General features: G+C 73.5%; 12 protein-coding genes. 10 read left to right on the top strand and 2 right to left on the bottom strand.

The window, feature by feature from the left end; all coding sequences use genetic code 11:
- Positions 1-135 precede the first annotated feature (135 nt).
- From DEI95_RS09325 to DEI95_RS09310, 4 genes are all read left to right on the top strand, one after another.
- Positions 136-861 carry a PspA/IM30 family protein gene (locus DEI95_RS09325; protein ID WP_110825130.1) on the top strand — a complete coding sequence of 242 codons (726 nt, stop codon included), beginning with the start codon at positions 136-138 and terminating at the stop codon, positions 859-861.
- Between the two features lie 57 nt (positions 862-918).
- Complete coding sequence (locus DEI95_RS09320; RefSeq protein WP_110825131.1) at positions 919-1,740, top strand: arginase family protein; 822 nt, start codon at positions 919-921, stop codon at positions 1,738-1,740.
- Between the two features lie 80 nt (positions 1,741-1,820).
- A complete protein-coding gene (locus DEI95_RS09315) occupies positions 1,821-3,221 on the top strand; it encodes an NAD(P)/FAD-dependent oxidoreductase (protein ID WP_111060067.1) in 1,401 nt (466 codons plus the stop codon).
- A 3-nt stretch (positions 3,222-3,224) separates the two neighbouring features.
- The gene (locus DEI95_RS09310; protein ID WP_111060066.1) at positions 3,225-3,581 is read left to right on the top strand and encodes a Fe-S oxidoreductase; all 357 of its coding nucleotides are present in this window, start codon (positions 3,225-3,227) and stop codon (positions 3,579-3,581) included.
- Between the two features lie 202 nt (positions 3,582-3,783).
- Here the strand turns inward: DEI95_RS09310 and DEI95_RS09305 are convergent, their stop codons facing one another.
- Both DEI95_RS09305 and DEI95_RS09300 read right to left on the bottom strand, forming a co-directional pair.
- On the bottom strand, positions 3,784-4,599 hold the full coding sequence (locus DEI95_RS09305) for an ABC transporter ATP-binding protein (RefSeq protein ID WP_111060065.1): 816 nt from the start codon (positions 4,597-4,599) through the stop codon (positions 3,784-3,786).
- A complete protein-coding gene (locus tag DEI95_RS09300) occupies positions 4,596-5,510 on the bottom strand; it encodes a siderophore-interacting protein (protein WP_110825134.1) in 915 nt (304 codons plus the stop codon). The genes DEI95_RS09305 and DEI95_RS09300 overlap by 4 nt, the downstream gene beginning before the upstream one ends.
- 79 nt (positions 5,511-5,589) lie before the next feature.
- Here DEI95_RS09300 and DEI95_RS09295 point away from each other — a divergent pair, with 79 nt between their 5' ends.
- The 6 genes from DEI95_RS09295 (at position 5,590) to DEI95_RS09270 (ending at position 11,631) form a co-directional block, all read left to right on the top strand.
- On the top strand, positions 5,590-6,546 hold the full coding sequence (locus tag DEI95_RS09295) for an alpha/beta fold hydrolase (RefSeq protein WP_181436260.1): 957 nt from the start codon (positions 5,590-5,592) through the stop codon (positions 6,544-6,546).
- Between the two features lie 111 nt (positions 6,547-6,657).
- Complete coding sequence (locus DEI95_RS09290; RefSeq protein WP_111060063.1) at positions 6,658-8,157, top strand: ABC transporter substrate-binding protein; 1,500 nt, start codon at positions 6,658-6,660, stop codon at positions 8,155-8,157.
- A 9-nt stretch (positions 8,158-8,166) separates the two neighbouring features.
- Positions 8,167-9,120 (top strand): ABC transporter permease, encoded by a 954-nt coding sequence (locus DEI95_RS09285; protein WP_111060062.1) that lies wholly within the window; start codon positions 8,167-8,169, stop codon positions 9,118-9,120.
- Between the two features lie 2 nt (positions 9,121-9,122).
- Positions 9,123-10,022 carry an ABC transporter permease gene (locus DEI95_RS09280; protein WP_111060098.1) on the top strand — a complete coding sequence of 300 codons (900 nt, stop codon included), beginning with the start codon at positions 9,123-9,125 and terminating at the stop codon, positions 10,020-10,022.
- Complete coding sequence (locus tag DEI95_RS09275) at positions 10,019-10,822, top strand: ABC transporter ATP-binding protein (RefSeq protein ID WP_110825138.1); 804 nt, start codon at positions 10,019-10,021, stop codon at positions 10,820-10,822. The genes DEI95_RS09280 and DEI95_RS09275 overlap by 4 nt, the downstream gene beginning before the upstream one ends.
- Positions 10,819-11,631 (top strand): ABC transporter ATP-binding protein, encoded by an 813-nt coding sequence (locus DEI95_RS09270; protein ID WP_375342351.1) that lies wholly within the window; start codon positions 10,819-10,821, stop codon positions 11,629-11,631. The genes DEI95_RS09275 and DEI95_RS09270 overlap by 4 nt, the downstream gene beginning before the upstream one ends.
- Positions 11,632-11,741: the final 110 nt, after the last annotated feature.

Raw genomic sequence — 11,741 nt, 5'->3', positions numbered from 1 at the left:
GAGCTGCGGGCCGCCGCGACCGCCGCCCATGCCGCCGCCGGGCCACCCGGTGGTGTCGTCGTTCGCCTCGTCGATGGCGGCCGCTTCTGACCGGTCAGACCCACCTAGACAACCAACCACGAAAGGGACACAGCAATGGCAAAGCAGACCATCTTCGGCCGGATCTCCTCGCTCGTCCGGGCGAACATCAACCAGATCATCGACGACGCCGAGGACCCGCAGCTGATGCTCGACCAGCTCGTCCGCGACTACTCGAACAACATCGCCGACGCCAAGAGCGCCATCGCGCAGACGATCGGCAACCTCCGCCTGCTCGAGCAGGACAACGAGGAGGACGTCCGCGCCGCCCAAGAGTGGGGCCAGAAGGCGGGCAACGCCTCCGCCGCAGCGGACAAGTACCGCGCCGAGGGCAAGACGGCCGAGGCCGACAAGTTCGACAACCTCGCCAAGATCGCCATCGGCAAGCAGATCGCCGCCGAGCAGGAGGTCAAGGACAACGCCGCACCGCTCGCCACGCAGAACGAGCAGGTCGAGAAGCTCAAGCAGGGCCTCGCCGGCATGGAGCAGAAGCTCGAGGAGCTCCGCGCCAAGCGCAACAGCCTCGTCGCCCGCGCCAAGACCGCGGAGGCGCAGTCGAAGGTGAACGACGCCATCGGCACGATCGACATCACCGACCCGACGAGCGACCTCGCGCGCTTCGAGGAGAAGGTCCGTCGCGAAGAGGCGAAGGTCATCGGCCAGCAGGAGCTGCAGGCGTCGAGCCTCGACGCGCAGTTCGAGAGCCTCGAGGACGTCGGCCGCGACGCCGAGGTGGAGGCCCGTCTCGCAGCCCTCAAGTCCGGCGGGACGTCCGCGGTCTGACACCGCGCACCACCGGCAGCTCCGGACGACGTCGGACCCGACTGACAGACTGACAGGATGCGCTTCCTCGTGGTCGGTCAGTGGCAGGGTTCGGCGTCGTCTCGCGCCATGCGGCTCGCGGACGGAGCCGCCGCCGTCGCCGCGGACCTCCCCCGAGCCGCGACGACCACGATCGCCGTCCCACCCGGTGCGGGCGACCGGCTCGACACTGCGGTCGCCCGCTACACCTCGGTCCTCTCCGTCTCCGGGTCCGTCGCCGAGGAGTGCGCCGTCGCGAGCGAACCCGTGCTCGTCATCGGCGGGGACGGCTCGACCGTCCTCGGTGCCTCGGTCCTCGTCGGCCCCGACACCACCGTCGTCCGGTTGTCCGGCTCGAGCGGCTACCGAGCGCTGAACCGCGCGCAGCCGGTCGCCGCCGAGACGGCCGCGCTGCGCCTGCTGGTCGACCGCCCGGCAGACCTGTTCCCGGAGCTCCCGGTCGTCCCCGCCGCGTCCGTCGTCGTCGCGGGCACCCGCGGGACCGAGGGGGCCGAGGCGGCCGCCCTCGAGCGCGCCGGCGTCGCACACCTCGACGTGGACGCGGCCACGCCCGACGCGCTCGCAGCCGCCGTCGAGCGGACCGGGGCCACCGGGGTCTTCGTCCACGTCGACCTCGACGTGCTCGACCCCTCCGAGGTCGACGGCCTGCTGGAACCCGTGCCGTTCGGACTCGACGGCGCCGCACTGGTCGCCCTCGTCCAGGCGGCCACCGCCGGCCGACGGCTCGTCGGCGCCGCACTCACCGGCTTCGCACCCGTCGACCCGGAGCGGGCCGTCGACGACCTCGGCGTGATCCTCCGGATCGTCGGCGCACTCTCCACCGCAGCACGGGCCTCCTGACCCGCCCGTCCACACCGGACGCTCCACACAGCGCAGCGCTCCCGGCCGGGACCCCACCCCGGGCGGCTACGCTCGGCCCCATGACGGACTACGACCTCATCGTGATCGGAGCCGGCGCTGTCGGCGAGAACGTGGCGGACTACGCCCACAAGCGCGGCCTGTCGGTCGCGGTCGTCGAAGCCGAGCTCGTGGGCGGTGAGTGCTCGTACTGGGCCTGCATGCCGTCCAAGGCCCTCCTGCGCAGCAGCCACGCGGTCGCCGCGGCCAAGCGCCTCGGCGGAGCGGAGGAAGCCGTCACCGGCACCGTCGACGCTGCCGCCGTCCTGGCCCGTCGCAACTCGTTCACGAGCAACTGGGACGACGCGTCGCAGGTGCAGTGGCTCGAGTCGTCCGACATCGCGCTGATCCGCGGGTACGCGAAGTTCACCGGCGCGAAGACCATCGAGGTCGACGGGACCTCGTACACGGCCGGGGCCGTCGCCGTCGCGACCGGCTCGCTGCACACGCTGCCGCCGGTCCCCGGACTCGAAGCGGCGAAGCCCTGGGGCACGCGCGAGGGCACGAGTGCACAGGAGGTCCCGGAGAGCCTGCTCGTCATCGGCGGCGGCGTCGCCGGGTCCGAGCTCGCCACCGCGTGGGCGGCCCTCGGCGCGAAGGTGACACTCGTCGCCCGCCACGGCCTGCTCGGCGGGATGGAACCGTTCGCCGGTGAACTCGTCGGCGACGCCATGCGCGAGGCCGGCATCGACGTCCGCACCGGCGTCAACCCGACGCGCGTGGACCGCGACGAGCACGGCCTCGTCACGACGACCTTCGACGACGGCACGACGCTCGTCACGAGCGAGGTCCTCGCCGCGACGGGCCGCGCCCCGGGCACCGGCAACCTCGGGCTCGAGGCCGTCGGACTCACCCCGGGCGAGTGGCTCGAGGTCGACGACACCATGCTCGTCACCGGCACCGACTGGCTCTACGGCGTCGGTGACGTGAACCACCGCGCCCTCCTCACCCACCAGGGCAAGTACCAGGCCCGCGCCGCCGGCGAGGCGATCGCCGCCCGCCTCCAGGGGAAGCCCGTGCACGCGGAACCGTGGGGCGCCCACGTCGCCACGGCCGACCACGCCGCGGTCCCCCAGGTGACCTTCACCGACCCCGAGGTCGCGAGCGTCGGCCTCACCGAGGAGCAGGCCCGGCAGCAGGGCATCGACGTCCGTGCGGTCGAGTACGACCTCGGCGCCGTCGCCGGCTCGGCACTGCAGGCCGACGGCTACACGGGGCGCGCCAAGATGGTCGTCGACGAGTCCCGCGGGGTCGTCGTCGGCGTGACCTTCGTCGGGCAGGACGTCGCCGAGATGCTGCAGGCCGCGACGGTCGCCGTGGTCGGCGAGGTCCCCGTGGACCGGCTCTGGCACGCCGTCCCCGCCTACCCGACGATGAACGAGATCTGGCTCCGCCTGCTCGAGACGTACGGCCGCCCCGAGTAGCCGGTGCTGAACCCGCTCGTCGACTCGCCGGTGTCCCGCGCCGGGTGGGCGTTCGCGACGGCCGTCGGCCTCGCGATCGGCCTGACGCTGTCGACGGGGCCCGTGCGGGTCGTCGACGGGCCCGTCGTCTGTCGGGGCCTGCCCCGCTGGGTCTTCCGGCGTGGCGGGACCTGCGTCGGCTCGGTCTACCTCACCCGGGACAACGACGGCGACCGGGTCCTGCGGCACGAGCGGGTGCACGTCGACCAGTGGCGGCGGTACGGCATGCTCATGCCGCTGCTGTACGCGCTGGCGGGGCGCGACCCGCTGCACAACCGCTTCGAGGTCGAGGCCGGACTCGAGGACGGCGGCTACCGCTGAGCGCCGAGCGCCGAGCGCCGAGCGCTCCGCGCCGAGCGCCGGCCCGCGCCCGGCTCGGCGTCGGCCGCGGCGTCCGCCGGTCACGCGCAACGGAAACCGGCTCGAACCACGGACTCCCGTGGTTCGAGCCGGTTTCCGTTGTGCGGCCCCGGACCGCGCCGGACCGCGCCGGACCCGGACCGTGCAGCGCGCAGCAGGCCCGTCAGCGCGCGCGACGCGGCACGACGAGCGGCGTGCCGGTCTCCGGGTCCGACACGACCACGCACGGCAGGCCGAAGACGTCCTCGACGAGCTCCGCGGTCACGACCGTCGCCGGCGGCCCCTGTGCCACGATCACCCCGTCCCGCATCGCGATCATGTGCGTCGCGTACCGCGCAGCCTGGTTGAGGTCGTGCAGGACCGCCACGACCGTGCGACCGGCCGCGTGCAGCGTCGAGGCGAGTTCGAGCACGTCGTACTGGTGCGCGATGTCGAGGAACGTGGTGGGTTCGTCGAGCAGCACGATGTCGGTCTCCTGCGCGAGCACCATCGCGATCCAGACGCGCTGCCGCTGGCCGCCGGACAGCTCGTCGACGCCGCGGTCGGCGAGGCCCACGATGTCCGTCTGCGCCAGGGCGGCCTGCACGACCTGGCGGTCGGTGCCGCTCGAGGGGTGCAGCAGGTCCTGGTGCGGGAAGCGTCCTCGGGACACGAGGTCGCGCACGCTGATGCCGTCCGGGGCGATCGGCGTCTGCGGCAGCATCGCGACGCGCCGGGCCACGGCCTTCGGGCGGTACGACGTGATCGGACGGCCGTCCAGGTAGACCGTCCCGGCGGTGGGCTTGAGCGTCCGCGCCAGCGCCTTGAGGAGCGTCGACTTCCCGCAGGCGTTCGGACCCACGATGACGGTGAGCTCACCGTCCGGCACGTCGACGTCGAGCCCGTCGACGACCACGCGGTCGTCGTAGCCGAGCCGCAACCCGCGGGCGCCGAGTGCGGTGACGGGCGCCTCGGGGGTGAGGACGCTGGCAGGGGTCAACACTCCGCCTTGCCGTGGCGCCAGTACCCCATGAACGCGACCTGCTTGCGGTCCAGGCCGACGCCGCGCACGAGGTGGCGTCGGAGTTCCTTGACGCAGCCGGCCTCCCCCGCGATCCAGGCGTAGACGGGCAGGTCGTCGTCCTCGCGCGGGACGTCCCAGAGCACCTGGTGGTCCACGTCGACGTCCGCGAGTTCCACCGGCACCGCCGCGCGCCCATCGGTGAGGACGGGCGCCGGCACCGCGACCGTCGATGCCCAGGCTTGCACGTGGTCGGTCATGCGGACGCCGTGCGACGCGCCGTTGCGGGCGATCCACCGCACCTCGACGCCGGCGGGCGCGGAGACGGGCAGGCGGTCGGCGTCGGTCGGGACCTCGATGAACACGTGTCCGACGGCCGAGACGTCGAGGGCCTCGAGGATCGCGCAGATCGCGGGAGCGGCCGTCTCGTCGCCCGCGAGGAGGATCCGGTTCGCCGACCCGGGCGCGAACTCCGCCGCGCCGGACGGCAGGTCCTCGGGCGACTCCGGCACGCGGGGGCCGACGATCCGCAGTTCGTCGCCGACACGGCACGCGGACACCCAGCGCGAGGCCGGCCCGCCGTCCCCGTGGGCGACGAAGTCGATGTCGAGCTCGTGCGCGTCCGGACGGAAGGAGCGGACGGTGTACGTGCGGATCGGGTTCCGGGTGGCGTCCGGCAGCGCGCGCCACGCCGCGAACCAGTCCTCGCCCTCCGGCAGGTCGGAGAACCCGTGGCCGTCGAGCGGCAGGAGCACCTTGATGCGTTGGTCCAGCCCGACGGCGGAGAACTCCGCGAGTTCGGCACCGGTCAGCGTCACGCGGACGAAGTGCGGGGTGAGCGAGGTGACGGCCGCCACGCGGACGGAGAAGACGCGGTACCGGGCAGCCACACATCGAGTATGGCATGCCTTACCTAAGGAGAGAAGGACGGGTCATGTCGCAGCCCGCGTCGGCTGCGACACTGGGACGGTGTCCGTGCACGATGACGAGTTCTCCGACGTCCCCGCCCTGGCCGCCGCGAGCGGCGTGACGGAGCCGCTCCGCGCCTCCCGGCAGGTGGTGCCGACCGTCCCCGGTGGTGACGTGTCGGCGATCCGTTGGTCGCGCACCGGTCCGCCGGTCCCCGCTCGGGAGGCCCGGATCACCTACCTGCACGGGCTCGGCATCGACGCGCACAGCTTCGACCAGACCGCGATCGCCGTCGACGAGCCGGCCGTCGCGCTCGACCTGCCCGGGCACGGGCGGTCCGCGTGGCGTGCGGACGCCGACTACGCCGCCACCACCACGGCCCCCACCGTCCTCGCCGCGCTCGACGCACTGGACGTCCCGCCGGGCATCGTCGTCGGGCACTCCCTCGGCGCGATCCTGTCCGCCCGCCTCGCCGCGCTCGCTCCGGAGCGGGTCACCGGTCTCGTGCTGGTCGACATGTCGCCGGACTTCGCGCAGCGCGCCGTCGACCGGATCGCCCGTGCACTGGAGGCCGAGGAACCGTTCTCGGACCTCGACGAGGTCGTCGACCGGGCGATCGCGGCCCGCGTCGGCGACGACCGACCCACGCTGCTCCGCGAAGCCCGGCACACCACGCGGCTCGGTGCCGACGGTCGGCTGGTGCGACGCCACCACTTCCCGCACCTCGGCGTCGGACGGTCGGCCTCGGTCGGGCGCTTCGCCGACGCCTGGCCGGACCTGGAGCAGCTGGACGTACCGCTGCTGCTCGTGCGCGGGGACCGCGGGTACGTCTCCCCCAAGCTGCACCAGTCCTTCGCCGAACGACTCCCGGATGCCACGATCGTCACGGTCGCGTCCCGGCACGCGGTGCAGACGCAGGCGCCGCTGCCCCTCGCCGCTGCCATCCGGTCCTGGGCGACCACGCATCGTTTGTCGGACGGCGTCGAAGAACCCCCCTCGACTTCGTCGGAGCCCTGACACCGCCGGTGCGACGCATCCCGGTAGCCTCGTCCGAGCGCCGCTGACGACCGTCGTCGCGCCGCCCTCGTTCCGGACCCTGCGTGGCCCGGCTCCGGGAAGGAACCCAGCATGCGTCCGCTCCACCGCACCGCACTCGCCGCGACAGCACTCGTCGTCGCGACCTCGGTCGCCCTGGCCGGCTGCTCCGGCGGCCCCGACGAGACCCGTGGCGGTCCCGACGCGACGGTCCGGGTCGGCCTGGTGCTCGAACCGACGAGCCTCGACATCCGCACCCAGTCCGGCAACGCGCTCGACCAGGTCCTCATCGACAACGTCTACCAGGGGCTCGTCGGCCGGACCGCCGACGGCGGGATCCGCGACGTGCTGGCGTCCTCGCACGAGGTCTCGGACGACGGCCTGACGTACACGTTCACGCTCCGCGAGGGCGTCACCTTCCAGGACGGCGAGCCGCTCACGGCGGACGACGTCGTGTCCTCGCTCGAGGACGTCAAGGCGAACGACTCCTACGTCGACGCGGACGACCTCGCCTCGGTCGACACCGTGACGGCGACCGGCGACGACCAGGTGCAGCTCCGGCTCACCCGGCCCGACTCCGAACTCCTGTGGAACCTGACCGGACGCGCCGGGCTCGTGCTCGAGCAGGGCGCGGACGGCGACCGGACGAAGACCGCGAACGGCACCGGGCCGTTCGAGGTCGCGAACTGGAAGCAGGGCGACTCGCTCACCTTCAAGCGGAACCCGGACTACTGGGGTCCGAAGGCGAAGGTCGGCACGGTCGTCTTCCGGTACATCACCGACCCGTCCACGGCCGTCAACGCGATGGCCGGTGGGGACCTCGACGTCCAGACCGCGGTGGACGGCACGCTGAAGGGGCAGCTGGAGGGCACCTCCGGCATCACCCTGCACACCGGCAAGACCACCGACAAGTACACGCTCGCCTTCAACGACCGGAAGGCGCCCTTCGACGACGTCCGCGTGCGCAAGGCGATCCGGCAGGCGATCGACCCCAAGGCGGTCATCACGGCCATCGGCGGCGGCGGCGTCGAGCAGGGCGGCCCCATCCCGGCGCTCGACCCCGGCTACCAGGACCTGACCGACGTCGACGCGTACGACCCCGCGTCGGCGCGGAAGCTCCTGCGGCAGGCCGGCGTCACGAAGCCAACGCTCACCCTCACGTACGCGAACGTCTACCCGACGGCCATCGGCGACGTCCTGACCTCGCAGCTCGCCGACGTCGGCATCACGCTGAAGGTGCGGCGCGTGGACTTCGCCACCTGGCTCGACACGGTGTTCACGAAGAAGGACTTCGACCTCAGCATGGTCAACCACACCGAGGCACGGGACTTCGGCAACTGGGCGGACCCGGACTACTACTTCGGCTACGACAACGCACAGGTGCAACGGCTGTACGCCGCGGCCCTCGCCACCACCGACCAGGACGAGAAGGTCCAGGCGCTGCGACAGGCCGCCCGGATCGTCAGCGAGGACGCCGCTGCCGAGTGGCTGTACACCGCGACGACGACGACCGCGGTCCGTGACGGCGTCTCGGGCTTCCCGTTCGACAGCACCACGACCCGGCTGGACCTGGCGGACCTCGCGGTCTCGTAGCATCGCACCGTGACCCGATTCCTCGTCGGGCGGGTGCTCCTGCTCGCCGTCGGCCTGCTCGTGGCGAGCCTGATCGTCTTCGCGACGCTGCGCGTGCTCCCCGGGGACGTCGCACAGGTCGTCGCCGGGGCCGAGGCCACGCCCGCGCAGGTCGCAGCGCTCCGGGAGCAGCTCGGGCTCGGCCGTCCGGTCGTCCTGCAGTACCTCGACTGGATCGGCGGGCTGTTCCACGGCGACCTCGGGAACTCGCTCGTGACCCGCGGGCCGGTCGCACCGGAGATCGCGGAGAAGCTCGCGGTCACGCTGCCGCTGGCCGGCATGTCCCTGGTCGCCGCCCTCGTGGTCGGCGTCCCGCTCGGGGTCCTCGCCGCGGTCCTCCGCCGCCGTCCGGGTGGGGCGGTGATCTCGTTCGCCGCACAGGCCGTCGCGGCGGTCCCGGTGGTCTGGGCCGGGCTGCTCCTGGTCGCGCTGTTCGCCGTGACGCTGCACTGGCTGCCGGTGCAGGGCTTCCCGCTCGACGGCTGGCGGACGCCGGGCCGGGCGTTCGCCGCGCTCGTCCTCCCCGCGCTGACGATCGGTGCGGTCGAGGGCGCCGTCATCCTGCGCTTCACCCGCTCGGCGACGCTGTCCGTCCTCGACGCCGACCACGTCCGGACCGCCGCAGCGGTCGGGCTCACGAAGACCCGCGCTCTGCTCCGGCACGGCCTGCCCAGCGTCGCCCTGACCGTGCTCGCCGTCCTCGGGGTGCAGATCGCCGGGCTGCTCGTCGGAGCGGTCGTCGTCGAACAGGTCTTCTCGCTCCCGGGCGTCGGCCGGATGCTCGTCACCGACGTCGGCCGGCGGGACATCACGAAGGTGCAGTCCGAACTCCTCGTCCTCACCGGTCTCGTGCTGCTCGTCGGGTTCGCCGTCGACGTGCTCCACCGTGCGCTCGACCCCCGGCAGCGGGAGGCCGCCTCGTGACCGTGCTCCGTCGTCTGCTCCGCACCCCGACCGGGCTCTTCGCCCTGGTCGTCCTCGGGCTGCTCGTCGTCCTCGCAGCCGTGTCGCTCGTCTGGACACCGCAGGACCCGTTCCGCACCGACCCCGCGGCGCAGTGGGGTCGACCGAGTGCCGCGCACTGGTTCGGCACCGACGCCGTCGGCCGCGACATCGCCAGCTACCTGCTCGCCGGGACCCGCACCACGCTCGTCGTCGCGGTCGGCTCCGGCGTCATCGCGAGCGTCGTCGGCGTCGTCCTCACCGCGATCGGGTCGCTCACCGCGCGCTGGGTCCGCGAGGGGACGGCCGTGCTGCTCGACGTGCTCGTCGCCTTCCCCACCCTGCTCACGGCGATGCTCCTCACCGCGGTGTACGGCGGCTCCCTCGGCGTCGTCGTCGTGTCCGTCGGACTCGCCTCCGGTGTGACGATCGCCCGCGTCGCCCGCGGGGAGATCCGCCGCATCGCCCGGAGCGACTACGTCGTCGCAGCGCGGGCCTCCGGCGTCGGTCCCGCCGGCGTGCTCTTCCGGCACCTCGTCCCGAACGCCGCACCCCTGTTCACCGTGCAGCTCTCCCTCGCGATGGCGACGGCGGTCCTCGCCGAGGCCGGCCTGTCCTACCTGGGGTACGGCGCCGATGCGGGCACGGCCTCGTGGGGACGGTTGCTGTCCGACCTGCAGACCTACATCGGTGTCCACCCCTGGAGTGCGACCTGGCCGGGTGCCGCGATCGCGGTCGTCGTCGCGGCGCTCTCCCTCCTCGGTGACGCCGTCCGCGACGCGACCGACCCCCGGCTCGGCACCGGCCGACGGGACGGCGACGACCGCGGTGCCCGCCCTGCTGACGGGGTCCCGGGCGTCACCGGGTCGGAGGGCGTCGCATGACCGCCGACGCCCCCACCTCGCGTGGTCTGGACGTCCGCGGCCTGACGGTCCGGATCGCCGACCGGACGGTGCTCGACGACGTGACGTTCGCCGTGCCTCCCGGCCGTCGCGTCGGCGTGATCGGGGCGTCCGGGTCCGGCAAGTCCATGACGGCGCTCGCGCTGATGGGTCTGGAACCGGCGGGTGCGGCCGTCACCGGCAGCATCCGTCTGGACGGGCGTGAGCTCGTCGGGCTGCCGGACCGCGAGCGCGCGCGGACCCGCGGCGCCGCGATCGGCATGGTGTTCCAGGAGCCCGGCACCGCACTCGACCCGCTCCGCCGGGTGGGGAAGCAGATCGCCGAACCGCTGCGCCTGCACCGCGGGCTCGACCGCCGGGCGGCCGCCGAGGCCGCCGTCGGCCTCGCGCGCGACGTCGGCCTGCCTGACCCCGAGCTGCTCCTCCGCCAGTACCCGCACCAGCTGTCCGGCGGCCAACGGCAGCGCGTCTGCATCGCGATGGCGATGGCGGGGGAACCGGACCTCCTGGTCGCCGACGAGCCGACCACCGCCCTGGACGTCACCACGCAGGCCCGGATCCTCGACCTCTTCGAGTCGCTCACCGCCTCCAGGGGGGCCGGCATGCTCTTCGTGACGCACGACCTGGCGGTGCTGTCCCGGATCGCCGACACCGCGGTCGTGCTGGAGGCCGGACGTGTCGTCGAGCAGGGCCGGGTCGCCGACCTGCTCGCCGCGCCCCGTCACCCCGCCACCGCGGCGCTCGTCGACGCGGCCCGCGCCACCGCCAGGAGGACCCCGTGACCGACCTCCCCGCACCGACCGCTGCAGGCGCACCGGCACTCGCCGCCGCCGATCTGCACCGCACCTACCGACTCCCCCGCCGTGGACCGTTCGAACCCGGCCCGCTCCGCACCGCCGTCGACGGCGTCGACCTCACCGTCGCGGCCGGTTCCCGGCTCGGCATCGTCGGTGAGTCCGGGTCCGGCAAGTCGACCCTCGTCCGTCTGCTGGCCGGACTGGAGGCCCCCTCCACCGGCACCGTGCACGCCTCCGGCCGACCCGTGGACGCCCGCGCATCGGCCGCCGCCGGCAGGTGGTACCGGCGGGAGACCGGCATCGTCCTCCAGGACCCGGTCGCCTCGCTCGACCCACGGATGCGCGTCGGGGCCGTCGTCGCCGAGCCCCTCCGGGCGCTGCGGATCGAGGGCGACCACCGGGCGATGGTCGCCGCCGTGCTCGAACGGGTCGACCTGCCCGCCGATGCCGCGGACCGGTACCCGCACGAGTTCTCCGGCGGGCAGCGGCAGCGCATCGCGATCGCGCGGGCGGTGGTGCACCGTCCGCGGATCCTGTTCGGGGACGAACCGATGAGCGCCCTCGACGTGGTGGTCCGGGCGCGGGTGATCGACCTGTTCCGCTCGTTCGTCGACGACCTCGGCGCGACGCTCGTGCTCGTCTCGCACGACATCGGCGTCGTCCAGCGGCTGTGCGACACCGTCGCCGTGATGAGCGCCGGGCGCATCGTCGAGCACGGGCCGGTGTCCCTGCTCGACGCTCCTGCCCACGAGGTCACGCGGGCGCTGGTCGCGGCGGCACCGACGCTGCCGTAGCGGCGCGCTCCTCCCCCGGGTTCCAGAACCGCGGCATCTCGGGCCGCCAGATGTGACGATCGTGGAACCTGGACGGTGCGCGAGCGGCGAGTCGTGGGACCGCGACGGGC

The sequence above is a fragment of the Curtobacterium sp. MCBD17_008 genome (assembly GCF_003234475.1).
GTDB lineage: Bacteria > Actinomycetota > Actinomycetes > Actinomycetales > Microbacteriaceae > Curtobacterium.
Note: the sequence above shows the minus strand (reverse complement) of the source record. Positions and strands in the feature narration are given on the sequence as shown.

Coding starts and splice junctions, on each gene's coding strand:
- DEI95_RS09275 (WP_110825138.1), top strand. CDS start 10,019: ATGACCGCCGACGCCCCCACCTCGCGTGGTCTGGACGTCCGCGGCCTG.
- DEI95_RS09325 (WP_110825130.1), top strand. CDS start 136: ATGGCAAAGCAGACCATCTTCGGCCGGATCTCCTCGCTCGTCCGGGCG.
- DEI95_RS09290 (WP_111060063.1), top strand. CDS start 6,658: ATGCGTCCGCTCCACCGCACCGCACTCGCCGCGACAGCACTCGTCGTC.
- DEI95_RS09320 (WP_110825131.1), top strand. CDS start 919: ATGCGCTTCCTCGTGGTCGGTCAGTGGCAGGGTTCGGCGTCGTCTCGC.
- DEI95_RS09315 (WP_111060067.1), top strand. CDS start 1,821: ATGACGGACTACGACCTCATCGTGATCGGAGCCGGCGCTGTCGGCGAG.